The sequence below is a fragment of the Winogradskyella sp. HaHa_3_26 genome (assembly GCF_019278425.1).
GTDB classification, from domain to species: domain Bacteria; phylum Bacteroidota; class Bacteroidia; order Flavobacteriales; family Flavobacteriaceae; genus Winogradskyella; species Winogradskyella undariae.
Window position 1 is genome coordinate 2,835,192 of the sequence record NZ_CP058981.1, and the last position, 23,802, is coordinate 2,858,993.

General features: G+C 31.7%; 22 protein-coding genes. 12 read left to right on the plus strand and 10 right to left on the minus strand.

Annotated features, from left to right (window positions below; genetic code table 11):
* Positions 1–168: 168 nt before the first annotated feature.
* Positions 169–927 (plus strand): peroxide stress protein YaaA, encoded by a 759-nt coding sequence (gene yaaA, locus H0I32_RS12205; protein ID WP_179313716.1) that lies wholly within the window; start codon positions 169–171, stop codon positions 925–927.
* A gap of 29 nt (positions 928–956) precedes the next feature.
* Positions 957–1,682, plus strand: a complete 726-nt coding sequence (locus H0I32_RS12210; protein ID WP_179313717.1) for a hypothetical protein — start codon at positions 957–959, stop codon at positions 1,680–1,682.
* 18 nt (positions 1,683–1,700) lie between these two features.
* On the opposite strand, the gene H0I32_RS12215 is transcribed toward H0I32_RS12210, so the two are convergent.
* The 5 genes from H0I32_RS12215 to H0I32_RS12235 all read right to left on the minus strand — a co-directional run bounded on the left by H0I32_RS12215 (position 1,701) and on the right by H0I32_RS12235 (position 7,908).
* Positions 1,701–2,822 (minus strand): PepSY-associated TM helix domain-containing protein, encoded by a 1,122-nt coding sequence (locus H0I32_RS12215; protein WP_179313718.1) that lies wholly within the window; start codon positions 2,820–2,822, stop codon positions 1,701–1,703.
* A gap of 64 nt (positions 2,823–2,886) precedes the next feature.
* A complete protein-coding gene (locus H0I32_RS12220; RefSeq protein ID WP_179313719.1) occupies positions 2,887–5,259 on the minus strand; it encodes a TonB-dependent receptor in 2,373 nt (790 codons plus the stop codon).
* 243 nt (positions 5,260–5,502) lie between these two features.
* Positions 5,503–6,075: a hypothetical protein gene (locus H0I32_RS12225; RefSeq protein ID WP_179313720.1), complete on the minus strand. Its 573-nt coding sequence runs from the start codon at positions 6,073–6,075 to the stop codon at positions 5,503–5,505.
* Between the two features lie 40 nt (positions 6,076–6,115).
* The gene (locus H0I32_RS12230; RefSeq protein ID WP_179313721.1) at positions 6,116–7,189 is read right to left on the minus strand and encodes a YHYH protein; all 1,074 of its coding nucleotides are present in this window, start codon (positions 7,187–7,189) and stop codon (positions 6,116–6,118) included.
* A 152-nt stretch (positions 7,190–7,341) separates the two neighbouring features.
* Entirely contained in the window at positions 7,342–7,908 is a 567-nt protein-coding gene (locus tag H0I32_RS12235) for a hypothetical protein (protein ID WP_173587957.1), read from the minus strand.
* Between the two features lie 181 nt (positions 7,909–8,089).
* Between H0I32_RS12235 and H0I32_RS12240 the strand changes: the two genes are divergently transcribed.
* From H0I32_RS12240 to H0I32_RS12255, 4 genes are all read left to right on the plus strand, one after another.
* The gene (locus H0I32_RS12240; RefSeq protein WP_179313722.1) at positions 8,090–8,887 is read left to right on the plus strand and encodes a tryptophan-rich sensory protein; all 798 of its coding nucleotides are present in this window, start codon (positions 8,090–8,092) and stop codon (positions 8,885–8,887) included.
* Between the two features lie 111 nt (positions 8,888–8,998).
* Positions 8,999–10,291 (plus strand): DEAD/DEAH box helicase, encoded by a 1,293-nt coding sequence (locus H0I32_RS12245; RefSeq protein ID WP_179313723.1) that lies wholly within the window; start codon positions 8,999–9,001, stop codon positions 10,289–10,291.
* 3 nt (positions 10,292–10,294) lie between these two features.
* Complete coding sequence (locus H0I32_RS12250) at positions 10,295–10,510, plus strand: DUF6500 family protein (RefSeq protein WP_179313724.1); 216 nt, start codon at positions 10,295–10,297, stop codon at positions 10,508–10,510.
* 1 nt (position 10,511) lies between these two features.
* Complete coding sequence (locus H0I32_RS12255; protein WP_179313725.1) at positions 10,512–10,742, plus strand: VF530 family DNA-binding protein; 231 nt, start codon at positions 10,512–10,514, stop codon at positions 10,740–10,742.
* Positions 10,743–10,895: 153 nt separating this feature from the next.
* On the opposite strand, the gene H0I32_RS12260 is transcribed toward H0I32_RS12255, so the two are convergent.
* The 5 genes from H0I32_RS12260 to H0I32_RS12280 all read right to left on the minus strand — a co-directional run bounded on the left by H0I32_RS12260 (position 10,896) and on the right by H0I32_RS12280 (position 13,777).
* On the minus strand, positions 10,896–11,348 hold the full coding sequence (locus H0I32_RS12260; RefSeq protein ID WP_179313726.1) for a tRNA (cytidine(34)-2'-O)-methyltransferase: 453 nt from the start codon (positions 11,346–11,348) through the stop codon (positions 10,896–10,898).
* A 26-nt stretch (positions 11,349–11,374) separates the two neighbouring features.
* On the minus strand, positions 11,375–11,617 hold the full coding sequence (locus H0I32_RS12265) for a hypothetical protein (RefSeq protein WP_179313727.1): 243 nt from the start codon (positions 11,615–11,617) through the stop codon (positions 11,375–11,377).
* A 60-nt stretch (positions 11,618–11,677) separates the two neighbouring features.
* Positions 11,678–11,821 carry a hypothetical protein gene (locus tag H0I32_RS12270; RefSeq protein WP_179313728.1) on the minus strand — a complete coding sequence of 48 codons (144 nt, stop codon included), beginning with the start codon at positions 11,819–11,821 and terminating at the stop codon, positions 11,678–11,680.
* Between the two features lie 93 nt (positions 11,822–11,914).
* Entirely contained in the window at positions 11,915–12,685 is a 771-nt protein-coding gene (gene trpA, locus H0I32_RS12275) for a tryptophan synthase subunit alpha (protein ID WP_179313729.1), read from the minus strand.
* Positions 12,686–12,787: 102 nt separating this feature from the next.
* Positions 12,788–13,777: an SRPBCC family protein gene (locus H0I32_RS12280; protein WP_256928806.1), complete on the minus strand. Its 990-nt coding sequence runs from the start codon at positions 13,775–13,777 to the stop codon at positions 12,788–12,790.
* Between the two features lie 122 nt (positions 13,778–13,899).
* Between H0I32_RS12280 and H0I32_RS12285 the strand changes: the two genes are divergently transcribed.
* The 6 genes from H0I32_RS12285 to H0I32_RS12310 all read left to right on the plus strand — a co-directional run bounded on the left by H0I32_RS12285 (position 13,900) and on the right by H0I32_RS12310 (position 23,715).
* The gene (locus H0I32_RS12285; protein ID WP_179313731.1) at positions 13,900–15,945 is read left to right on the plus strand and encodes a dipeptidyl-peptidase 3 family protein; all 2,046 of its coding nucleotides are present in this window, start codon (positions 13,900–13,902) and stop codon (positions 15,943–15,945) included.
* Positions 15,946–16,311: 366 nt separating this feature from the next.
* Complete coding sequence (locus tag H0I32_RS12290) at positions 16,312–17,202, plus strand: DUF6268 family outer membrane beta-barrel protein (RefSeq protein ID WP_173587969.1); 891 nt, start codon at positions 16,312–16,314, stop codon at positions 17,200–17,202.
* A gap of 154 nt (positions 17,203–17,356) precedes the next feature.
* Positions 17,357–17,782, plus strand: a complete 426-nt coding sequence (locus tag H0I32_RS12295; RefSeq protein WP_179313732.1) for a hypothetical protein — start codon at positions 17,357–17,359, stop codon at positions 17,780–17,782.
* Between the two features lie 143 nt (positions 17,783–17,925).
* Positions 17,926–19,008, plus strand: a complete 1,083-nt coding sequence (locus tag H0I32_RS12300; RefSeq protein ID WP_179313874.1) for an efflux RND transporter periplasmic adaptor subunit — start codon at positions 17,926–17,928, stop codon at positions 19,006–19,008.
* Between the two features lie 23 nt (positions 19,009–19,031).
* Positions 19,032–22,280 (plus strand): efflux RND transporter permease subunit, encoded by a 3,249-nt coding sequence (locus H0I32_RS12305; protein ID WP_179313733.1) that lies wholly within the window; start codon positions 19,032–19,034, stop codon positions 22,278–22,280.
* Positions 22,273–23,715 carry a TolC family protein gene (locus H0I32_RS12310; RefSeq protein WP_179313734.1) on the plus strand — a complete coding sequence of 481 codons (1,443 nt, stop codon included), beginning with the start codon at positions 22,273–22,275 and terminating at the stop codon, positions 23,713–23,715. Before H0I32_RS12305 ends, H0I32_RS12310 begins: the two co-directional genes overlap by 8 nt.
* The last annotated feature ends 87 nt before the right edge of the window (positions 23,716–23,802 follow it).

Sequence of the window (23,802 nt, forward strand, 5' to 3'; positions counted from 1 at the left end):
TTATTGATGTTTTCTATGTTTTTATTATTTCGATAGGAAATACTTATATCGTTATCTAGATTAGTGTTCAGTAATATTTGAAATTCTTTCATATAGATTGTATTTTTACATAGAGAAAGAAAATAGTTTAACCATTAATAAAACACCTGCTTTTGCAGTTCACTATATATGAAATTAGTATTATCACCAGCAAAATCTTTAGATTACGAAACAAAATTGCCAACTAGCAAAACGACGGATGGTCAATTTTTAAAAGAAGCAGATCAGCTTAATAAAGTCTTGAAAAAGAAATCAGCAAAGGATTTATCAGAGCTGATGCACATTTCAGATAACTTAGGGCAGTTAAACTTTGAACGAAATCAAGAATGGGAATTACCATTTACCCAAGACAATGCCAGACCAGCTATTTACGCGTTTAGTGGTGATGTTTACAGAGGAATAGATGCTTATACAATTGATACGGAGAAATTAGATAAAGTAGAAGATACTGTACGTATTCTTTCAGGTTTATATGGAATTTTAAAACCTTTAGATTTAGTGCAACCTTACCGATTAGAAATGGGAACTAAATTGCCTGTAGGTAAAAACAAGAATTTGTATGAATTCTGGCAAAAGAAGGTAACTAGGGCGTTGAATGAAGAATTAGAAGACGATGAACTTTTTATAAACCTAGCAAGTAACGAGTACTTTAAAGCCGTTGACACTAAAGCTTTAAATGTACCTGTTGTAAATATTGTTTTCAAAGAATTTAAAAACGATAAATACAAAATTGTTGCTTTTTATGCCAAATTAGCAAGAGGATTAATGACCAGATATATTATTGATACAGATGTAAAAACGGTAGATGATATTAAAGCTTTTAATTATGAGAATTATGGTTTTAGCGATGCGTTGTCTTCAGAAAATGAGTTGGTGTTTACCAGATAAAGTGAATATAAATAGCTAATTTTGCAGCTATGTATTATTTCTTACTTTTAGCGCTTAAAGCGTATTGTATCTATCATGCTTTTAAAAACAACAAACCTTTTTATTGGTATCTCATTATATTTATTGTTCCCATATTGGGGCCATTAATATATATTATCACTCAGGTGTATAATAGAAATGACACTCAAAAAATACAAGAGGAAATTACAACCGTTTTAAATCCTACAAAACGGATTAAAGACCTAGAAGCTAAGCTAAAATTTATTGACACCTATACCAACAGAATTGATTTAGCAGATGCTTATTACGCAAATAAAGATTTTGATAAAGCCGTTCTTAATTATAACATAACTTTAGAAGATACGGTTCAAGATCCTTTATATGCGAGACAAAAACTGATCTTGTGTAATTTTCAATTAAGTGATTATAATGCTGTAATTACTCAAGCTGAATTGATAAAGGATAAGCACGAATTTAAAGGTTCAAAGCAACAGTTCTGTTATGGTTTAGCTTTAAATGAATTGGGTAAAAGAGAAGAAGCAGAAGTGCAATTAAAAACCATAGATCGACCGTATTCTAATTATGCAGAACGTTTAGAGCTTGCTAAGTTTTATTTAGATAACAATAAAGCTTCCGAAGGAAAGGCGTTGTTAAATGAAATTTCTATGGAATCTAAAAGCTTAACAAAACCTAACCAAAAGTTATACGGAAGTACTATTGTTGAGGTAGAGCGTTTGTTGTCTTCTCTAAAATAAGTTAGGAAACAGTTTTAGTTATTTTTTCTTCTTTTTATAATTTCTTCCATACCATAACAAGAACCCTGTTACGGGTAATGTCGCAGTTAATAAGCTAATTATAAAGGCTATAATTTTACCGACAATACCACCAATGGCTCCGATATGAATATCGTAATTCATTCGTAATACTTTATCTGCAAATTTAGCATCCTTATACTTTCCGTATATGGCTGGTGTTTCAATTTCTTCTAAAGTATTTTGATCAAAAAATCTAAAATCGGAATCGTAATAAAGCCCTTTGCTATTAGAAACTTCGACGTAGATACTTTCGTCCTCGGTTTTAGGATAATGTAATTCGTAGGCTACAGCTTCAGGCGATTCTTTTTGAAGTTTTACAATAAGATAATCCATCGGAATCGTGCTGTTATCACTTAATGCTTCACTTTTATTTTCGGGAATAATAAATGCAGGAACTTTATCTCCACCAACAGATTTATATACAACATACTTTAACCAATTATAAGAAATAACAGAACCTGTAAACGCGACTATCAAAGCTAATGAACAGATGTAGAATCCAATAACAGTGTGTAAATCGAAGTTTTTGCGTTTCCATCGTGTTGTCTTTTTCCAATCAAATTTTAAACGTTGTTTTAGGTTTTTACGCTTTTTAGGGATCCATATAATAAACCCAGATATAATAATTAGAATAAAAATTAAGATAGAAGCAGCAACCAATTGTTCGCCTATTTCTTTAGGTAACCATAAACGTGTATGACCTTTTAAAATGAAAGCGAAAAAACCCGTAAGATGGTCATCTACTTGTATGACTTCTCCATTGTATGGATTAAGAAATACACTTTGATAGAATTCAGGTTCAGCATCATAAAAAATGACTTCTATAGCGTCTTTATTTTTTTTGAAAACTGTTCCATGAATCGTATTATTAGGAAAAACCACTTTAGCATAATCCTTAGCTTCGGTGGGCGTCAGAATAGCTGCATCCTGTGGTTCAATATATTTGTAATCGTCGTATAATCCTTCAATTTCTTCTCGAAATGCCCAAGAACAGCCCGTAATAGCAACAACAAATACGACGAGTCCGGTTGCTAAACCTAAAATTTTATGTAGTTGAAAAATGATTTTTTTTACGGACATATTGTTTTTTAAATTAAAAAAGAGCAAACTTACAAATTAAGCTTGCTCTTTAAGTATGAGTTAATTAAAATTTATATGAAAAAGTACCTAATATTACACGCTTTTGCTGAGGTGTTACTGTACTCCAACCAGAAAAATAAGTTTCGTCTGTAATGTTATTTGCTTTTACACTAACTCTAAACTTACTCGTTTCATAATAAATAGAAGCGTTAAATATGGTATAAGCAGGAATATAAAAACTACCAGTAACAGCTTTGTAATCCGTCATAGTATCATATTCAGATTGACCGTTAAACCCAGCTCCTATACCAAAGTTTTTAAAGAATTTATAGTCTGCCCAAAAGTTGTATGTGAACTCTGCACCAGATTCTCCGTAACGATTTCCTTCCAATTCAGTTGCACTAGGTGAATCTGTTATTTCAGAATCGTTGTAACTAAACCCAGAGTGAATGTTTAAGTTAGTTATTGGGTTGGCATTTACTTCTAGCTCAACACCTTGACTGTTAACTTCTACATCTTGCGTTTTTGTTGCCCAATAATATGCGTTGTCTACATTAATGTTGTAATAACTTAAAGTCGCTTCTAATTTATTATTGAAAAGGTTCGATTTTGCTCCAACTTCAAATTGATTGGCTTGTTCGACATCAAAAGCTTGTAATGTTACATCTCCAGTATCGTAATCTGTAATATATTCAGGGTTGACGTAAGAAAAGCCATTTTGGTAGTTGGCAAAAATTGATAATTCATCAATAATAGGTTGAAAAACAATTCCAAATTTTGGTGAGAATGTAGATTCTGTATATTCATTGTCATCATCAGTGTTTGTATTTCTGTCTCCTTGATAATCAAATCTATCGTAACGTACACTAGCCATTACAGATAAAGAAGGTAGAATATTAATAACATCAGAAACATATGCTCCAAATACATTTTGACGTATATCACTATCTAAATAGCCTAATCCTGTTAAAGCAGCGCTTAAGTTTTCTTCGTTAATTTCTGGTTCACCATAAACTAAATCTCCATCAATATTTATAGTGTGTAAATAACCCCAATTAGAGCTATTGTCAATAATGTTATAATCTAAATAATCAGCACCAACTAATAATTTATTTTCTAAATCACCAATTTTAAAAGTACCTGTAAAATTTTGTTGAAGATTAATTGTTTTAGTTCTCGAGTCCGTATCCTGAGCATATAAATTAAAAAGTGCATCAGAGCCATTCCATAAATAAGTATAATACCCTAATGATTTTGCTAAGCCACCTGAGATTAAGGTTTGAGAAGACCATTGGTCTGAAATTTTCCAAGCAACCTCTCCACGATAGTTTTGTGTAATGTTATTAATAGTAACATCATTACTTGTAAAAGATAAGTCTGTGTTATAATCTAACTCTTCAATAGAATTAAACGCTAACGGAGCATAACGGTTTAAGAATAAGAAAGTTTCGTTAGTTTGTTCATTATCTGATGCTTCATAAGAAAAGTTAAGCGTAAGGTCATTGTTAACTTTGTAAGAAATTGAAGGGGCTATAAATACTGATTTTTTTAAGCCAGCATCCTGAAAGCTATGTTCTTGCTGAAAACCTGTATTGATACGAAAAGATAATTTATCAGTAGGACTAACATTAATATCTGCATTAAATTTTGCAAAATCGTTAGAACCACCAGCAACTGTTATTTCTCCACCTGTTCCGCTATGAGGTTTTTTTGTAATGATGTTTATTAAACCACCATAAGAAGTTACAGAACTACCAAACAATGTACCAGAAGGTCCTTTAATAACCTCTACACGTTCTACGTTTGAAGGGGTAATGAATCCGTTTGTAATACCCGCAACACCATTGACTAATTGTGGTTGTACTGCAAAACCACGACTAGAATAATAACCAGCACCATCACCACTTCTTCCTGTAGATGACCATAGTTTAGTGATACCTGCCGCATTTTTTAAGGCGTCTTCAAAAGTATTAACGGATTGAGATATTAATAATTGATTGGTAATTGTATTGTAAACCTGAGAGTTTTCAATATTTTTTAAAGGCATTTTAGAAACATAGGCACTTGTTTTTCGTGAAAATTTATTTTTTCGATTCACATCTAAAACAACTTCCTCTAAAATTTCATTTCCCTCATAAAGAATGATGTTATCTAGCGTTAAGTTTTCGTTATTAGAAATTGAAAATTCAATCTCCTTTGTTTTAAATCCAATGTATGAAACTGAAAGTGTGTAATCTCCATTTTCAATATTTGTTATTTCAAATGTTCCATTCTCGTTAGTTTGTATTCCTTTTGTGGTATTTTTAATTAATAAGTTTACACCAATCAGTGAGGTTTTGTTATTATCCGTAACTGTACCAGATAGGCTTGCGTTTTGAGCAAAACCTAGTTGTGTAAATAATATAATGAGTATTAAACTGGATAAAATATTTTTCATCTTACGCTTTATTTAGACTTAATATAAATAGTTAATTTTGGCAAATGTATTTATGTAATATTTATTAACCAAATTATTTATAATAAATCTAAATAATATTTTTGAAGATGAATTAAGGTCTATTAATTCCCGTGAATACTGTGTTTTTGTAAATTAAAGTATGTGAGTAATTTATAAGTAAAGATAAAAGTTTAGATCTAAGAATGGCTTAGGTTATTTAAATGTATTAGGAAAGGACTGTTGTTAGTTGAATTTTTTTCGAATAAAAAAGAAGATTAAGACTATTATAATTAAAATACAGAGATATAAGAGATATGATAAATTAGGGGGCGTATCACCAATCGTCATATTTTCCCAGCTCTCATTTTTCAAACTAATATTTAATTCGTAATTATTAGAACGGTTTAGGGTGTGTTTTTCTTTAGGGAAACCTTCTAATAAGAATATAACGATTGATTCACTTCGGTGTATATCTTTAAATAAGTTATTATTAATATAAATGGAACTAATGGTTTTTGGTAGTCCAATTATTTCAGCGATTAATTTAGTTTCATGACCTAAATAGACTTTTGGGTTCTTAAACTGTAAAGTGTCTTTATTATTTATAACAATTGAAAAATTATTATAAAAATGGTTAAGCACCAATTTTTGAAATTCTTCAGGGCTTTTGTAAGCACCTTCTCCGTTAACGTAATTTACTTCCTGTTGAAAAGCGGTTAGTGAGGTGTTGACTTGTAAAATGATTTGTCCACTTTCCGTTTTAGAAATAATAATATTAGAAAAATCAGGACTGTGAGCAAAAATAAAATTGCTCACTAACATCCAACAAAAAAATAATATGTTTAATAAAGTTTTTTTATAAAGCATATTCACCACGTAAGCCGTCTATAAAATTATTATTTCCAGCTTTATCTACGTGGTAATGATAACCTCTTATACTATCGTAATGTCCTCTAGATTCATCTAACTCTGTTTCTTCATTACCATTTGCATCTGTGTTTTCAAAAATACCATAACCATCAAAAGCATAGCCAATCATTGCTGCGTGCTTATCTTCTTGTTTAATTTTTGTAGAAATACCTGTGGCAGCATGGTAATGGTAGCCTTCATTTAAATTTATATGTCCACCGGCATCATCAAAAGGTGCTAAAGTGTAGGCGCTTAAAATGTTATCTACAGGAGCTGGTGCATTAAAAATAACACCGTTAAATGCTAAGCCTCTATTAGATGGCATTGTTGAGTTGTTCTGTGGTGGACCAGCATGTCCTTCTGGTCTTTCTGGTTTTTCTCCATTTTCAGGTCTTTCATGTCCTGGTGGTGGTCCTCCTGGACCTCTTCCTTGAGGACCTCTAGAAAAACTATAAGCAGATTTTGCTTTTTTAGGAGTTACAGGAATATAATAAGTGTGTGTTATTCCAGTAACGTAAGAAGGTAAACATTCTACACAGAAATTTTGATATTCTTCTCCAACATTGGGGTTTGCAGCATCTTCGCATTCTTGCTTAGTCTGTGTTTTTGTGATTTTACCAGTTTCTTGGTCGTATAACATCCAAGTATCATCGTCATAAAAAGTAGCTAAGTTTTTAACAAAATCACCATCTACATCATAAACCTTTCCATCATTTAACCAAATACCACCAGCAGAAGCATCATCTGATATATTATCTGGACACCAAGGTCCCATGTCATGATCTGTAGGTACTGAAGTCACAACAATTTTGTAACAATCAGCAGTAGTGCCGTCAGAGAGTTCTCTGCTTTCAATTGTAATAGGTTCTGCTAATCCTTCATTTAAAAAGTTATCACTTTTAACCGTTATAACAACTTCATCTTCGGATGTAGTTTCTGAGCTAGCAACATTGTTTTTGCAAGCAGAAAAGATTACTAATAGTGATCCTATTGCAATGAATTTAAAATGATTTTTAGCCATAATAATATTTATCTAGTTGATATGAATTATACTATTCTAATTAAAAGGGGGATATTTATAATAAAACATCACTTTTGGTAACTCTTGATAATAATGATTGAAAGTTAGTTGAAATATCTTAGAGCATAAAATTAAAAGTAAAGTACTATAATCTAATCCTCACTTCCCCAAGGAGCGCTTGGTGTTTCAATTGTTTTAGTTAAATCAAATTGAACTGTAAATAATCGGTCAGATCCTATGCGACGAAGGTTGTACGTTAGGCTTGTTTCATCTATAGTAAACCACCAAATATTTGTTGACGCTGCTGGTAAAATAGTTGAAGTATGTTGATCAGCAGGAAACATTTGAAGATTTGGTAGTCCTTCATTTGCACTTGTGCCACCATATTGAGTTAGTTTTTCTTCAGAACCATCTTCATGACGATGATCGTGTTTTAAGCTCATTATCTTATCTGCATTCATTTGTAAAACCCAGGTTCGCGATTTATTTTCACCTACAAAAAAAGGAATTCTAATTGTATTGGTTTCGCAAGATCGCACATGCATCACTAATTTTTCACCTGTAAAACCGTCACCTTCAGCACCGCCTGCCGTAATTTTACCTTGGTATGCTTTTCCACAATGTATTTCTAGTTGTTTCCAGAATTTTTCTGAACTAGTTTGTTCTTGGGCTATAATGTATAGCGGTAATAATAGGATGATATAGATTAAGGTTTTCATGATATTTCTTTAGATTTATGTACTAGTTTTATCTCACAGTTAAACATACAAAATTAACTTTATGGAGACTAATTAATTCTTTAGGCCAAACGCAAAATAAAATGATAAATGCATTCAGAATCAAAGCATATAAAAGCTGATATAATGAATGTTTTTTATTTCAATTTAAAATATAAGTATAATGAAAAAAGTTTTACAAATAGGTAATGGTATTGCTCTAGTTGCAACAATAGTTATTAATTACCTGTCTAATACAGGGCTATTAAATAACACTACAATAGGTGAAGTTTCTAATAGCTATAAATCATTATTTACACCTGCAGGTTATACATTTGCTATTTGGGGAATAATTTATCTGTTACTTCTAGGTTTTGCTATTTATCAAGGTAGAAGTTTATTTGTGAAAGTTAAGAACGATGATTTTGTGTTAAAAACAGGATGGTGGTTTATATGGTCTTGTCTTTTTAATTCACTTTGGGTATTTGCTTGGATTTATGAATACACAGGTGTGTCTTGTATCTTTATTTTTTTATTGCTCTTTTCGCTATTAAAAATTGTAATGAATAATAGAATGGAATTAGATGATGAACCGTTTCCTATCATTGCTTTTGTTTGGTGGCCGTTTATTATTTATTCAGGTTGGGTTACTGTGGCAAGTATTGCTAATGTTTCTACTTATTTAATAAAAATAGATTGGAGTGGTTTAGGGTACGCTCATATAACTTGGACAATTGTAATGATTTTTATAGCTGTAGTTGTTAATTTGCTAGTAACTTGGAAACGAAATATGAGAGAGTTTGCTTTAGTTGGTGCTTGGGCATTAATAGGCATAGGGAATGCTAATAAATTAACAGTAGAGACTATTACGTATGTTGCTTTTGTGAGTGCAGCGATTTTAACTATTAGCAGCGCTATTCATGCTTTTAAAAACCATAAGACAAATCCTTTTATTAAATTTAAACAATGGCGTAAATCCTAGTATTTGTAATAAAATGGTGTATTTAGTCGAGTTAGGACAAAATAACTGTAACTTCGCACCAAATTAAAGGAGTGACCTAAATAAATAGAGTTTGCTTCATAAACACTATTTATGTCATTTAAATCATTGGGCCTTTCTGAGCCTATACTAAAAGCTATCCAAAAAAAAGGATACGAAACACCTTCACCTATTCAAGCAAAAGCAATTCCTCTAGTATTAGAAGGAAAAGATGTTTTAGCTTCAGCACAAACCGGAACAGGAAAAACAGCAGGTTTTACTTTACCGTTACTTCATAATCTTTCTACTAATGGTTCTGCGCAACGATACAGGCCAATTAGAGCTTTGGTTTTAACTCCAACACGTGAGTTAGCAGCACAAGTTCATGCTAATGTAAAAGAATATAGCGAGTTTCTAAATATTAGAAGTACTGTAATATTTGGTGGTGTAAATCAGAAACCACAAGTTAATAAATTAAGTCAGGGTATTGATGTTTTGGTGGCAACTCCAGGACGTTTATTAGATTTAGAAAACCAAGGTTTATTATCATTAAAACATGTTGAAATATTTGTTTTAGATGAAGCAGACCGTATGTTAGATATGGGTTTTTTACGTGATATAGAACGCGTAATGAAACTAATACCTAAAAAGAGACAAAACCTTATGTTCTCGGCAACGTTCTCTAAGGATATTAAAAAATTAGCCTATTCTATTCTTAATAATCCTGTTCAAGTTGAGGCTACGCCAGAAAATACAGCTGTAGAGGTTATTGAGCAAAAAGTATATAGAGTTGCTAAAGGGAAGAAAACCGGACTTATTATTAAGTTGATTTCTGAAGGGGATTGGAAACAAGTTTTAGTGTTTACGAGAACTAAACATGGTGCTAATAACCTTTGTAAAAAAATGATTAGTGCAGGGATTACTGCTGCCGCAATTCATGGAAATAAAAGTCAAGGTGCTAGAACAAAGGCTTTAACCGGATTTAAAAATGGTTCTATTAGAGTTTTAGTTGCTACTGATATTGCTGCTAGAGGTTTAGATATCCCTTTGTTGCCACACGTAATTAATTATGAGTTACCAAATATTGCTGAAGATTATGTTCATAGAATAGGAAGGACAGGTAGAGCAGGAGCAGAAGGACAAGCGATTTCATTAGTGAGTGCTGATGAGACATCTTTTTTGAAAGGTATTGAAAAATTAATAGGAGAATCTATTGAGGTTGAAATTGTAGAAGGTTTTGAACCCGATCCGAATGCTTCAACAGAACCTATAAAACCAGGTCAAAATAGAAATCAGGGACGTAGAAGAAGTTCAAACTCAAGAAACTCTTCAGGAAAGTCTAAAAATTCAAATTCAGATCGAAATAAAAATAGAAGCCGTAGTCGAAGTAACGATAGTAGACGATAAGCTATGACTGCTGATTTAAAAAAGACCATACTAGAAGTCTGTGATAAAAAAATAGCACAAAAGGGAACCCACGTAGGTGTTTCCTTTTACGCATTTTTTAAAAATAAAAATGATAATCCAGCATTATTGATGGAAGCAGCAACTTGGTGGATAAAAACACATCAGTTAGATCATTTTGAAAAAGCCATAAAGATTAAAGAATTAGTTAAAAATCAATAGTTTGTCTACACAACCCAATAATCCACTTCACGGCGTAAAACTAGAGCAAATTATAACTGATTTAGAAGCTCATTATGGTTGGGAATATATGGGTTATCAAATTAAGATTCGTTGCTTTACAGATAATCCTTCTATAAAATCTAGCTTAAAGTTTTTAAGACGTACACCTTGGGCTAGAACTAAGGTTGAACAGATGTATTTAAATTATTTAAAGAAGAATAAGAAAGATTAGTTTTTTTAATTAAAAACTAAATTAATACTACAATTAGATTTTATTCTAATTTTATATTTAGCTTCTTTGTCATTCATAATTGATATCCTTTTTTTATAGATTAAGAAACATCAAAAAACGGCACAAATATTAAGATCATCAAATAAGCCTTAATTATTTTATTTTTCGTAAGCCTTCATAAACAACAATACCTACTGAGTTTGCTAAATTTAGACTTCTAATAGAATCACTATAAAGCGGTATTTTGAAGAGTTGAGATTTGTGTTGTTCGATAAGTGGTTTTGGTAAGCCAACAGATTCTTTTCCGAAGACTAAGAACATATCATCTTTAAATTCAATATCCCAATGATCTTTAGTACCATGACTAGATAAGAAAACCATTTTTTCAACATTGTTTTTAGCGAAGAATTCTTCAATGTTATCGTAATAAATAACTTCTAAATGTTGCCAGTAATCTAGGCCTGCACGTTTTAGACGTTTATCGTCAATTTCGAATCCAAAAGGTTTTACTAAATGTAGAACAGAACCACTAGCGAGTGCCAAACGGCCTATGTTACCTGTATTGTTTGGGATTTCAGGCTCTATTAAAACAATATTTAATGACATAATTTTAGTTGCTTTTAAGTAATCTTTTATTTTGACGAATTGTCAACTTTAGAATCTTTTGTAGTGATTTTTAAAATGACAAATCGGATCAATAATATAAATGGGAATCCATGAAATAAGACATCAAAATAATCTTTAATAGTCATGCCATTTGCTCCACCTGCAATCCAGCGTATTTTTCCAAGAAGATGAGGTTCAGGGAAAAAGGGTGCAAGTCCTAGAGTAAGGCAAAGTAAAATTATTAATCGCCAATCGTTGAGAAAATTCATAGTATAAAAAAAGTCTATTCAAAGATAAGAATAGACTTTATAATTTTTATGTTTCAGCAACTACTTTTTTGTTTGTTGCTCTTTTATTGTGTTTGGGTTAATATCAAAAGTATTAGTTTTCTGATTTATATTTCCCGTGAGATTTGTAGGATTTGTTTGTTTCGTTTTTCTTCTAAACTTTTTTTCGTCTTTTATAATTCCCATAATTTGTTTTTTTGTTCACTTCAATATAACAAATTAGGGGTGTTTTCTATCATAAGGCTTTCATAAAACCTAGAGCTAAAACGTTAAAGTGTTTTAAGATTTAGTTTTAATTGAAGATACAAAAGCATCAAAATTAGTCGCTCCGTTTTTAGTTAAGTGTTTTATAAAAGCACTTCCTATAATAGCACCTTTTGCATGTTCTGTAGCTTGTGTAAAAGTTTCATTGTCCGAGATACCAAAACCAACAATTTGAGGATTTTTTAATTTTAGATCTGCAATACGTTTAAAGTAATCTGTTTGCGTATTACCAAAACCAGAATTGCCTCCTGTTACGCTAGCAGAACTTACCATGTAAATAAAACCATTAGAAACCGAATCTATAAAGCGAATACGTTCATCTGATGTTTGAGGTGTAATTAAAAGCACATTAGCTAAACCATGTTTTTCAAAAATAGATTTATACTCTTCATTATAAACATCAACAGGTAAATCTGGAATAATCAGTCCGTCGATTCCTATTTCTTCACATTTTTTACAAAAGGCTTCAATACCATATTGTAACATAGGATTAAAATATCCCATAATGATTAGAGGGATAGAAACTGTTTTACGAATATCTTTTAATTGTTCAAATAACAATGCAGTTGTCATTCCGTTATTTAAAGCTTTTGTAGAACTAGCTTGTATTGTTGGTCCGTCTGCTAATGGATCGCTGAAAGGCAATCCTATTTCTAACATATCTATGCCGCTTTTTTCAAGATTTTCTATTATAGTAACCGTATCATTAATATTTGGGTAACCAGCAGTGAAATATATGGATAATAATTTATGGTCTTCTTTTAATTTTTGATTTATTCTGTTCAAAATTCGAGTTTTTGTTATTTGTTCTCTTGCTTTTTTGTTGTAAAAATAAAGCTTAAAATTTATTTTTTGTTTTTGCTTTTATTGAAAACTTTCAGTCTTCACTTATTTTATAGCGATATAAATTTCAGTAACCCAATTAGCAGGGTTTGGTTCGGTTTTAGGATCTGTTAAATAGGTCTCAATCATTGGGCCACTTTCAATCATTTCTAAATTATTAAAAGCAATGTAATCCATGGTCTTATCCCAAGCTTCTTTCAAATTTGTGTAATTTCCTTTTAAAACTGTTTTTACAGTTCTAAAAGATTCTAATTGCCCTGTTAATACATGTGGTTCTTCAGAAATAATACGAGAATTTGTAGGTATTGCCGCTGAAAAAATAACAGCATCATTTTCTTCATCCCATTTATGATATAAAACAAATGGTTTTCCTGCCATAGTGATATTGTGTGTTATAGCATAAGAACCAACTTGACCTAGAGCAGTTTTCATACTATCTTTAAAATCGTTGAATTTACAAGAAATCGTATTATATAAGTAATAACCACCACTATGCTGAGTTACACCTTCAATATTAATACTATAAACTTTCATTTGGGCTTGTACTACGCTATCTAGTTTTTCTAAACCTCTTTCGTAATCTGGTCCAATTTGTTTTTCCATTCCACCTGAAAAAGCAGCATACATCTTAAAAGCAAAAGGTAAATTTTTGCCAGTAATAGACCAGGTGACATCGGTAGAGCCATCATTGTTAGATTCAAATGTCCAATTAACTTCAGATTTTGGAAAATCACCAAATTGCATTTCTTGTGTAATAGATGTTTTAGGAATAGTAGCTGTTGTCGTTATATTTCCAAGTTCTTCATTATCATTCCAGCTGTAAGATCCACCAATACCTTCTGTTTTATCACTTAATGTAATATTTATCTCTGGTTTTGCCTCTGTCCATGGACTCCAAGACTCCCAATTTTTAAAATCAATCACATTATTGTAAACAACAGATTGAGGTGCTTTTATCGTTCTTTTACGTGTTAAATCAAAAGAATTTGGTTGTACTGCAATATAGATTGAAAAGCCAATAACAAGTATTAACACTAGCAATAAGACGTTTTTTAAAGCTTTCATTTTAGGGGATGTATTTAGTGGTTTTTCAAAGATAGTGATTTTATGATATGTGATATAAGTATTACATTTGTGAATAACAAAAAAATAATCAAATGAAATTAAAATCATTATTTAAAATTTCTCTTTTAGCATTGTTTATAGTAGCATGTAAGGAAGAAGTAAAAGAGGAGCCAAAAGAAGTCGTTGAAACTGTTGAGGCCGTTGAAACAGGTTTTGATGTCAATGTAGAGGAATTTGCAGATATTAAAATTTTAAGATATCAAATTCCGGGATGGGAAAATTTAAGCTTGAAAGAGCAAAAATTAGTGTATTACTTAACAGAAGCAGGTCTTGCAGGTCGTGATATTATTTGGGATCAGAATTATAGACATAATCTTAAAATTAGACATGCATTAGAAAATGTATATACTACGTTTGATGGTGATAAAACAACAGAGAACTGGTCTAGTTTTGAAAGTTATTTAAAACGTGTTTGGTTTAGTAATGGTATTCATCATCATTATTCTAATGCCAAATTAAAACCTGGTTTTGATAAAGATTATTTAAATGAATTATTAACAGCAACCAATACTACTTTAGAAGGTGAAGCGTTTGATGTGTTATTTAATGATAAGGATGCTAAGAAAGTAAACCAAGCTAAAGGTGTAGATAATGTATTAGAATCTGCTGTTAATTTATACGGACCAGATGTAACAAACGAAGATGTTGCAAATTTCTACAAAACTAAAGTTTCTCCAGATCCAAAGAAGCCATTATCTTATGGTTTAAATTCTCAATTGGTAAAAGAAGATGGAGTTTTAGTAGAACGTGTTTATAAATCAGGTGGGTTATACGGATCTGCTATAGATGAAATTGTAAAGTGGTTAGAAAAAGCACAAGGTGTTGCAGAAAATGAAGCACAAGGAAATGCTTTAGGGTTATTAATTGAATATTACAAAACAGGAGATTTACAAACTTGGGATGATTATAATGTAGCTTGGACAGCTGCAACAGAAGGTAATGTAGATTATATTAATAGTTTTATTGAAGTGTATAACGATCCATTGGGTTACAGAGGATCTTACGAAACAGTAGTTCAGATTAATGATTTTGATATGTCTAAGAAAATGGCTGTTGTTTCTGGAAACGCACAGTGGTTTGAAGATAATTCGCCTTTAATGGACGAGCATAAAAAGAAAAATGTAGTCGGTGTAACTTACAAAGTTGTAAACGTTGCTGGTGAAGCAGGTGATTCTTCTCCAAGCACACCAATTGGCGTTAATTTACCAAATGCTAACTGGATTAGAGCTGCAGTAGGAAGTAAATCGGTGTCTTTAGGAAACATTATCAATGCATACAATAATGCAGGAGGTACTGGTCGTTTAGAAGAATTTGCGAATGATGAAGAGGAAATTCTTTTAGAAGAAGAATACGGACAATTAGCAGACAAATTACACACCGCATTACACGAAGTAATTGGGCATGCATCAGGGCAATTAAATCCTGGAGTAGGTGAAACTAAAGAAACGCTTAAAAATTATGCTTCGACTTTAGAAGAAGGACGTGCAGATTTAGTTGGTTTATATTATTTATACGATTCTAAATTACAAGAATTAGGATTAGTTGAAGATTGGGAAAAAGTAGGAAAAGCTGCTTATGATGGTTACATCAGAAATGGTTTAATGACGCAATTGATTCGTTTAAATCTTGGTGATGATGTTGAGGAAGCTCACATGAGAAATAGACAATGGGTATCGGCTTGGGTTTTTGAAAAAGGAAAAGCAGATAACGTCATTGAAAAAATTACAAGAGACGGAAAAACGTATTATAACATTAATGATTATAAAAAGTTACATGAGCTTTTTGGTCAATTATTAAGAGAAACACAACGTATTAAATCTGAAGGTGATTTTGCAGCTGTTGAAGCTTTAGTAGAAGGTTATGGTGTAAAAGTAGATCAAGCTTTACATGCTGAGGTTTTAGAACGTAATAAACAATTTCCTTCACCACCTTATAGTGGTTTTGTAAACCCTGTTTTAGTTCCTGATACAAATGATGCTGGTGAAATTACTGCAATTAAAGTAACACAGCCAAAAACATTTACAGAACAAATGTTAAACTACAGTAAGGCTTATAATAACCTTCCTGATGTAAATTAATTTATAAAAATTTTAATTTTAAAAAGCACTTACAGAAATGTAGGTGCTTTTTTGTGTTTAAATTATAATTGTTTAAGTCCTACTTAGAATAGGGATTGGTTATTCTAGCCAAAAAAAGTATGAAACTAAATTTATTGCCTTCTTTTATATAAAGTTTCGTTAATTTTTTTTCTTCATAATCCTAGTGTTTACAAGCGATTAATGGATTTGTAGTCCTGATTTTTTTTGGTAGATAAAATCGCCATTTTGTTCTATGAAGTATTCCTGTTTATCTATTACAATTGTTTTCGTGTCTTGTTTTAAACACTTTTGTATTCTACAAGAATGGATTTTAAGCATTCTTTTTTAAAACCTTAATTAGAGAATATGAAAAAAGTATTAATTCTTATGTTAGTAATAGGTGCTAGCATGGCGTATGCTCAAGAAGCAGATGGTATTTATGTAAAATCAGAGTTTTTGCCAAGTTCTGATGTTAGTAGTGTAACTAAATTAGAAGCAGGTTTAAATTACCCTATAATTAATACTGAAAAGAATAAATTAAGTATTGGAGGTAAAGTTCAAAGTGTAAATTTTGATTTTATTGATGAAGATGTTCCTTTTGAAACTGGTGAAATAGACAATTTTAAATCTTTTAGTTTGAAACTTAATTACCAACATAGTTTAAGCGATAGTTGGGCTTTTAATTTAATGGGAGAATCTCAGGTCTCTTCAAATTTTAGTGAAAATGAAATAAAGTCTGAAGATTTATTTTTTAATGGGCTGATTACTTTTGAAAAATATAGTGAAGCAAATAATTCTATTTGGACATTTGGAGCTGTTTATGATATAAAGTATGGTTTAAATTATCCGATACCTGTAATTTCATATACCAAAAGAATAGATGAGAATTGGGCTTATAAAATAGGTGTACCAGATTCTCGTGTTAAATGGTCTTTTGCAGAAAAACATGAAGTTGAAGGTTTTGCTACTTTGTCTGGTTTCACAGGTAATTTGAATGATGTTTTAGAAGTATACAAAGATGATTATACCGGTATGTTAACACAGACAAGTGCAATATTGGGTTTAGGCTACAAATTAGAACTATGGAAAAACTTTGATGTTGCTTTAGACGGAGGGTATACCGTTTACAACAGTTTACAATTTACAGATTATAATAATGATGAGGTTTATGATTTTGATATACCAAACAGCTTTTATATAAATGTCGGTTTAAAATATTCTTTTGAGAGTAAGTTGAAAACTAAGAAGTTATATTAATTTTATTTTTCGAAGCTATCAGTTATAAAGTTTAAATAGCTTAATTTATGTAGTATGTAAGTTTGTTAAAAAAAGTTAATTATGTGTTTTATAAAAATTTTAAACAACACTCTTTTGGTATTATTAATCTAATACTATAGTTTTGAGTCCTGAAATGAAAAACACTTTCCGTAGATATCTATCTTTAATTGTTGTTTTACTACTAAGTATATTTGGACATTTACAAGCCAATGAGGTTAATAGTAGTCAAGCTTACAATTCTGCAATACACCATTTAAGTGTATCGATAAATTCTGCGGTTAACTTAGGTAAAGCTCTTAATAAAACAACTTTTATTAGTCATCATAAAAATAATGATGATAGAAGATATGTTGAGATTATTGAAAGTAATAATGCCGAAGATGAAGAAGCTTCAGTAAAGAAATTGTATTATAAAGATATTCTAGAAATAGCTTTTATTAATGCATTAGTCTTTGAGCATTCTTCTAATCATCTAGAAAGAAATATATATCGCCCTCAAAGTGATATCCATGAAGCTAATCTTAGGCTTCATATACAATTCCAAGTTTTTATAATTTGATAATATAATACAGACACCACTTCAAAATGTCTGTTACTAATTTTTAGTTTTTAGAGTTTAGACCAGAACTCTAGAAGAGCATTTCCTATGGGCTTTGTTCATTAATTATATCATTTTATAAAATATTTAAACACGTGAATATCATAAAAAAAACAACCGTTTTTACAGGGCTAGTTATGCTTTTAGGTCTAGCAAGTTGTAAAGAACACAAAGAAGAAAAACACGAAGAAGTAACGTTTTTAGTTACTAATCCGATAAAAAAAGATACAACGATTACAAAGGATTATGTGAGTCAAATTCATTCTATAAAGCATATTGAATTAAGAGCTTTAGAGAAAGGATATCTAAAAAATATCTATGTAGATGAAGGACAACACGTAAAAAAAGGACAAAGGATGTTTCAGATTATGCCAAACATCTATCAAGCCGAATTGCAAAGTGCTCAAGCAGAATCTAGAGTTGCAAAAATCGAACTAGAAAACACACAATTATTAGCAGACGGTAATGTTGTTTCTCCAAACGAATTAGCAATGGCAACAGCAACATTAGACAAAGCCAATGCCGAAGTTTATTTAGCGCAAACCCATTTAGGTTTTACTAGTATCAAAGCTCCTTTTGATGGTATTATGGATCATTTAGAAGCTAGAGAAGGAAGTCTTTTAGACGAAGGAGAATTACTTACCACTTTATCTGACAACAGTAAAATGTGGGTTTACTTTAATGTTCCTGAAGCTGAATATTTAGATTACATTACAAGTGAAGCCAAAAAGAACAACAAAGATGTTGAGCTTTTAATGGCGAATAACAAGCGTTTTAATCAAAAAGGAATTGTTGAAACTATTGAAGGAGAATTTGATAGTGAAACTGGTAATATTGCTTTTAGAGCCACATTCCCAAATCCTGATGGAATTTTAAGAAATGGAGAAACAGGAAGTATCTTAATGACTGTTCCTTTCAAAGACGTAATCCTAGTACCACAGAAAGCTACTTTTGAAATCTTAGATAAAACATATGTTTTTGTAATTGATAAAGATCATGTTGTTCACCAAAGAGAGATTACAATTGGAGCAGAATTACCACATTTATTTATTGTAGATAAAGGTTTAACTGAAAACGATACCATCTTATTAGAAGGTATTAAAATGGTAAGAGATCAAGAAGAAATTCATACAAAAACTGTAGATCCTGTTACTGTACTATCTAACCTAGCGCTTTACGCAGAGTAAATCTAACTATATCTATAAAAATTATGTTTAAAAGATTTATAAAAAGACCCGTTTTGGCTATTGTCATTTCGGTGATCATTATATTTATAGGTGGCCTTGCAATAAAGCAATTACCTATATCTCAATTCCCACAAATTGCACCTACAACGGTTAATATTTTTATTGCTTATCCAGGTTCTAGTGCTGATGTATTAGTAAATTCAACATTAATCCCATTAGAAACAGCAATTAATGGTGTACAAGATATGCGTTACATTGCTTCAGATGCTACAAGTGCAGGTGAAGGAACGGTACGTGTTATTTTTGAACCCGGTACAGATCCTAATGAAGCCGTAGTAAGGGTGAAAACGAGAGTCGATCAGGTGATGCCGTTATTACCAGAACTGGTACAACGTGAAGGTGTTATTATTACTCCTGTTCAGCCAAGTATGTTAATGTACGTTAACCTATCGAGTGAAAATAAAGACAATGACGAAAAGTTTCTTTATAACTATGCTTACACTAAAATTATTCCAGAAATACAGCGTATCAATGGTATTGCAAGTGCTCAGATTTTAGGAAGTAGAAAATATGCAATGCGAGTATGGTTAAAACCAGATCGTATGCGTGCTTATAATATTTCTGCAGAAGAAGTATTAGAAGCCATGGAAGACCAAAGTATTTTGGCGAGACCTGGTCGTTTAGGTCGTAGTTCTGGGAAAACTGCTCAATCTTTAGAGTATGTATTAACGTATCAAAACAGATATAACGAACCAGAGCAATACGAAGAGATTATTATTAAAGCCAATAAAGAAGGCCAGGTTGTAACCCTTGCAGATATTGCAGATGTTAAATTAGGAAGTGAATTTTTTGATATCTACTCTAACTTAGACGGAAAACCTTCGGCATCTATTGTATTAAAACAAACCTTTGGTAGTAATGGTAGTGATGTTATTGATGCTGTAAAAGAAAAACTAGACGAATTAGAAGTTGATTTACCACCAGGAATTGATTTCCAAATTAGTTATGATGTTTCTAATTTTTTAGATGCTTCAATCGATCAAGTTATAGATACTTTAAGAGATGCATTTATTCTTGTAGCTATTGTGGTGTTCTTATTTTTAGGAGATTGGCGTTCAACTTTAATTCCTATTATTGCTGTTCCCGTTTCCTTAATTGGAGCCTTTTTTGTGATGCAGATGTTTGGGTTATCAATTAACCTTATTACACTTTTCGCCTTAGTATTAGCCATTGGTATTGTGGTTGATAATGCTATTGTGGTGGTAGAAGCCGTCCACGTAAAAATGCACGAAGAAAATCTTACACCATACAAAGCATCTTCTGAAGTTTTAGGTGAAATTGGTGGTGCTATTGTGGCCATTACTTTGGTTATGGTTTCTGTATTTATTCCTATCTCGTTTATGACAGGTCCTGTTGGGGTTTTCTACCGACAATTTTCCATTACCATGGCGGGTTCTATTGTAATTTCTGCCATTGTTGCATTGACGTTAACACCTGTGCTTTGTGCGATGTTATTAAAAAATAATCATGGTAAAAAACGCACATCTCCATTAGATAAATTTATTGATTGGTTTAACGGAGGTTTCGATAAACTAACAGGTGGTTACGTTACGATTTTAAATAAAATAGTAGCTAGACGCTTCATTACTTTTGGAATATTATTAGCATTCTGTGCGGGTATTTTCTTTACAAATGAAGTATTACCAGCAGGATTTATTCCTAACGAAGATCAAGGAATGATTTATGCAATTATTCAAACACCACCAGGTGCAACTTTAGAGCGTACTAATGAAGTGGCTAAGAAACTTCAAAAAATATGTGAAGATACTGAAGGTGTTCAATCTGTTTCTTCTTTAGCGGGTTATGAGATTATGACAGAAGGACGTGGGTCTAATGCAGGTACATGTTTAATTAACTTGAAGTCTTGGTCTGATCGTGAGCATTCTGTTCATGAAATCATGGAAGAGCTTGAAGAAAAAACTAAAGATTTAGGTGCCATTATAGAATATTTTGAACCACCTGCAGTTCCAGGATTCGGATCTTCTGGAGGATTTGCAATGCGTTTATTAGATAAGACAAATTCAACAGATTATCATCATTTTGAAAGCGTGAATAATGAATTCATGGAAGCTTTATCTGAACGTGAAGAACTTTCAGGTTTATTTACATTTTTCTCTGCGAATTATCCGCAATACGAATTGAAAATAAACAATAAAATTGCTATGCAGAAAGGGGTTACTATTGGTGCAGCCATGGAAAACCTTAATATTTTAATTGGTAGTACGTACGAGCAAGGGTTTATTCGTTTTGGTCGTTTCTTTAAAGTGTACACGCAAGCTGCACCAGAATATAGACGCTTACCTACGGATCTTGAGAAGTTATTTGTGAAAAATGAAGAAGGTGAAATGGTGCCTTATTCTGCTTTTATGAGTATTGAAAAGAAATTAGGACCTAACGAAATTACACGTTATAACCTTTACAATTCAGCTTCAATTAGAGGGTTGCCTGCACCAGGATTTACGAGTGATGATGCTATTAAAGCCATTAAAGAAGTTGCTGCAACACAATTACCAAAAGGTTATGATATTGCTTGGGAAGGTTTAAGTTTTGATGAAGCCCAAAGGGGTAACGAATCTATTTACATCTTTTTAGTGGTGCTCATTTTTGTATATTTTGTACTAGCCGCTCAATACGAAAGTTTCTTATTGCCTTTAGCTGTTATTTTATCCTTACCAATTGGGGTTTTTGGATCGTTTATTATGTTAAAAGGTATGGGATTAGCTAACGATGTTTATGCACAGATTGGTGTAATAATGTTAGTTGGTTTACTCGGTAAAAATGCTGTATTAATTATAGAGTTTGCTGTACAAAAACAAAGGCAAGGAGCTACAATTTTAGAAGCTGCTATTGAAGGTTCTAAAGCCCGATTTAGACCTATTTTAATGACGTCATTCGCCTTTATAGCCGGATTAATTCCTTTAATCATAGCTTCAGGAGCTGGTGCTATTGCAAACCGAACTATTGGTAGTTCTGCTTTAGGAGGTATGCTAATAGGAACTTTATTTGGGGTTTTAATTATTCCTGGTTTGTATTACATTTTTGCTAAAATGGCAGAAGGTAAAACCTTGATTAAAGATGAAGCTAGTGAGCCTATTTCTGAAGAAATGATGCATGCAAGTGAAGCTGTTAATCAAAGTGAAGTTAATGCTGAAAACATTAGTAAACTCACAAAACTTTTCAAAAAATTTGGTAAAAATAAAGACGATGAATAATATAATAAAGATAAGAAAATCACAATTATTTGGTGTTCTCGCCTTGTTGTTACTTTTTTCTTGTGTGCCAACACAAAAAGCGATAAGAGAAGAAAATAAGGCAATGCCAGAGCAGTATAAAAATGAAACATCAAATTCCTCTAATGTCGCTACTGTACAATGGAAAACGTTTTTCTCTGATCCAAAATTGATAGCTTTAATTGATACGGCTTTGGCCAATAACCAAGAGCTTAACATTATGCTACAGAAAATTTCGATGGCTAATAATGAGGTTAAGGTGAGAAAAGGAGAATACTTACCTTTTGTAAATGTGTATGCTGGTGCTGAAGTTGAAAAAGTAGGAGAATATACTCGAGATGGTGCTGTAGAGCATAATTTAGATATTCGTGATGGCGAAGAGTTTCCTGAGCCTTTAACTGATTTTTCTGTAGGCTTAAATGTGTCTTGGGAATTAGATGTTTGGAAAAAACTGCGTAACGGTAAAAAAGCAGCGGTTTTAGAATATCTAAGCACTATCGAGGGTAAGAATTTCATGGTGACCAACATCGTTTCGGAAATTGCAAATTCGTATTACGAGCTTTTAGCTTTAGATAATCAGTTAAACATTATAGAGCAGAATTTAGAGATTCAGAAAAATGCTTTAAAAATGGTAAGATTACAAAAGCAAGCAGCAAGAGCTACACAGTTAGCTGTAAGACGTTTTGAAGCTGAGGTTTATAAAAACCAAAGTAATAAGTTTGAAATCCGTCAAAGCATCGTAGAAACTGAGAATAAAATCAATTTTCTTTTAGGTCGTTATCCTCAGACCATTGATAGAGATTCAGGTGATTTTATTGATCGCCCTATTGATGCTATTCAGGCAGGGATTCCTTCTCAGCTTTTGGCTAATAGACCGGATATTAAACAAGCAGAATATGAATTAGCAGCTTCAAAGTTAAATGTTAAAATAGCCAAAGCTAATTTTTATCCTTCTATTGGTATACAAGCAGGTGTTGGATTACAGGCTTTTAAAACAAAATATTTAACAAGTACACCAGAATCCCTTTTGTACTCTTTAGTTGGCGATGTTGTAAGTCCATTAATTAATAGAAATGCTATAAAAGCAGAGTATAGTAATGCAAACAGTAGACAATTACAAGCCGTTTTTGAATATGAAAAAGCAATTTTAAATGGTTATATGGAAGTAGCCAATGAGCTTTCTAATATTAAGAATTTGAAAGAAAATTATGATTTAAAAGCCAAACAAGTAGATGCCATGACAGAAGCTATTGACTTGTCAATACAACTTTTTAAATCTGCAAGAGCAGAATACACAGAAGTTTTAATGACACAAAGAGAAGCTTTAGATTCTAAAATTGAAATTATTGAAACCAAAAGAGATCAATTTTTGGCCAACGTAAAAATTTTCCAAGCCTTAGGTGGTGGATGGAATTAGCTAATTAGTTAAAGAGTACCCCTAGTTTTGAAAGCCATTTTGCAGTATTGCAGAATGGCTTTCTTTTATAATAATTCCTAATTATAG

Excerpts from the sequence above, each read along its gene's own strand:
- yaaA (WP_179313716.1), top strand. The coding sequence starts at position 169 with ATGAAATTAGTATTATCACCAGCAAAATCTTTAGATTACGAAACAAAA.
- H0I32_RS12210 (WP_179313717.1), top strand. The coding sequence starts at position 957 with ATGTATTATTTCTTACTTTTAGCGCTTAAAGCGTATTGTATCTATCAT.
- H0I32_RS12215 (WP_179313718.1), bottom strand. The coding sequence starts at position 2,822 with ATGTCCGTAAAAAAAATCATTTTTCAACTACATAAAATTTTAGGTTTA.
- H0I32_RS12220 (WP_179313719.1), bottom strand. The coding sequence starts at position 5,259 with ATGAAAAATATTTTATCCAGTTTAATACTCATTATATTATTTACACAA.
- H0I32_RS12230 (WP_179313721.1), bottom strand. The coding sequence starts at position 7,189 with ATGGCTAAAAATCATTTTAAATTCATTGCAATAGGATCACTATTAGTA.
- H0I32_RS12235 (WP_173587957.1), bottom strand. The coding sequence starts at position 7,908 with ATGAAAACCTTAATCTATATCATCCTATTATTACCGCTATACATTATA.
- H0I32_RS12240 (WP_179313722.1), top strand. The coding sequence starts at position 8,090 with ATGAAAAAAGTTTTACAAATAGGTAATGGTATTGCTCTAGTTGCAACA.
- H0I32_RS12245 (WP_179313723.1), top strand. The coding sequence starts at position 8,999 with ATGTCATTTAAATCATTGGGCCTTTCTGAGCCTATACTAAAAGCTATC.
- H0I32_RS12250 (WP_179313724.1), top strand. The coding sequence starts at position 10,295 with ATGACTGCTGATTTAAAAAAGACCATACTAGAAGTCTGTGATAAAAAA.
- H0I32_RS12260 (WP_179313726.1), bottom strand. The coding sequence starts at position 11,348 with ATGTCATTAAATATTGTTTTAATAGAGCCTGAAATCCCAAACAATACA.
- H0I32_RS12265 (WP_179313727.1), bottom strand. The coding sequence starts at position 11,617 with ATGAATTTTCTCAACGATTGGCGATTAATAATTTTACTTTGCCTTACT.
- H0I32_RS12270 (WP_179313728.1), bottom strand. The coding sequence starts at position 11,821 with ATGGGAATTATAAAAGACGAAAAAAAGTTTAGAAGAAAAACGAAACAA.
- H0I32_RS12285 (WP_179313731.1), top strand. The coding sequence starts at position 13,900 with ATGAAATTAAAATCATTATTTAAAATTTCTCTTTTAGCATTGTTTATA.
- H0I32_RS12290 (WP_173587969.1), top strand. The coding sequence starts at position 16,312 with ATGAAAAAAGTATTAATTCTTATGTTAGTAATAGGTGCTAGCATGGCG.
- H0I32_RS12295 (WP_179313732.1), top strand. The coding sequence starts at position 17,357 with ATGAAAAACACTTTCCGTAGATATCTATCTTTAATTGTTGTTTTACTA.
- H0I32_RS12305 (WP_179313733.1), top strand. The coding sequence starts at position 19,032 with ATGTTTAAAAGATTTATAAAAAGACCCGTTTTGGCTATTGTCATTTCG.
- H0I32_RS12310 (WP_179313734.1), top strand. The coding sequence starts at position 22,273 with ATGAATAATATAATAAAGATAAGAAAATCACAATTATTTGGTGTTCTC.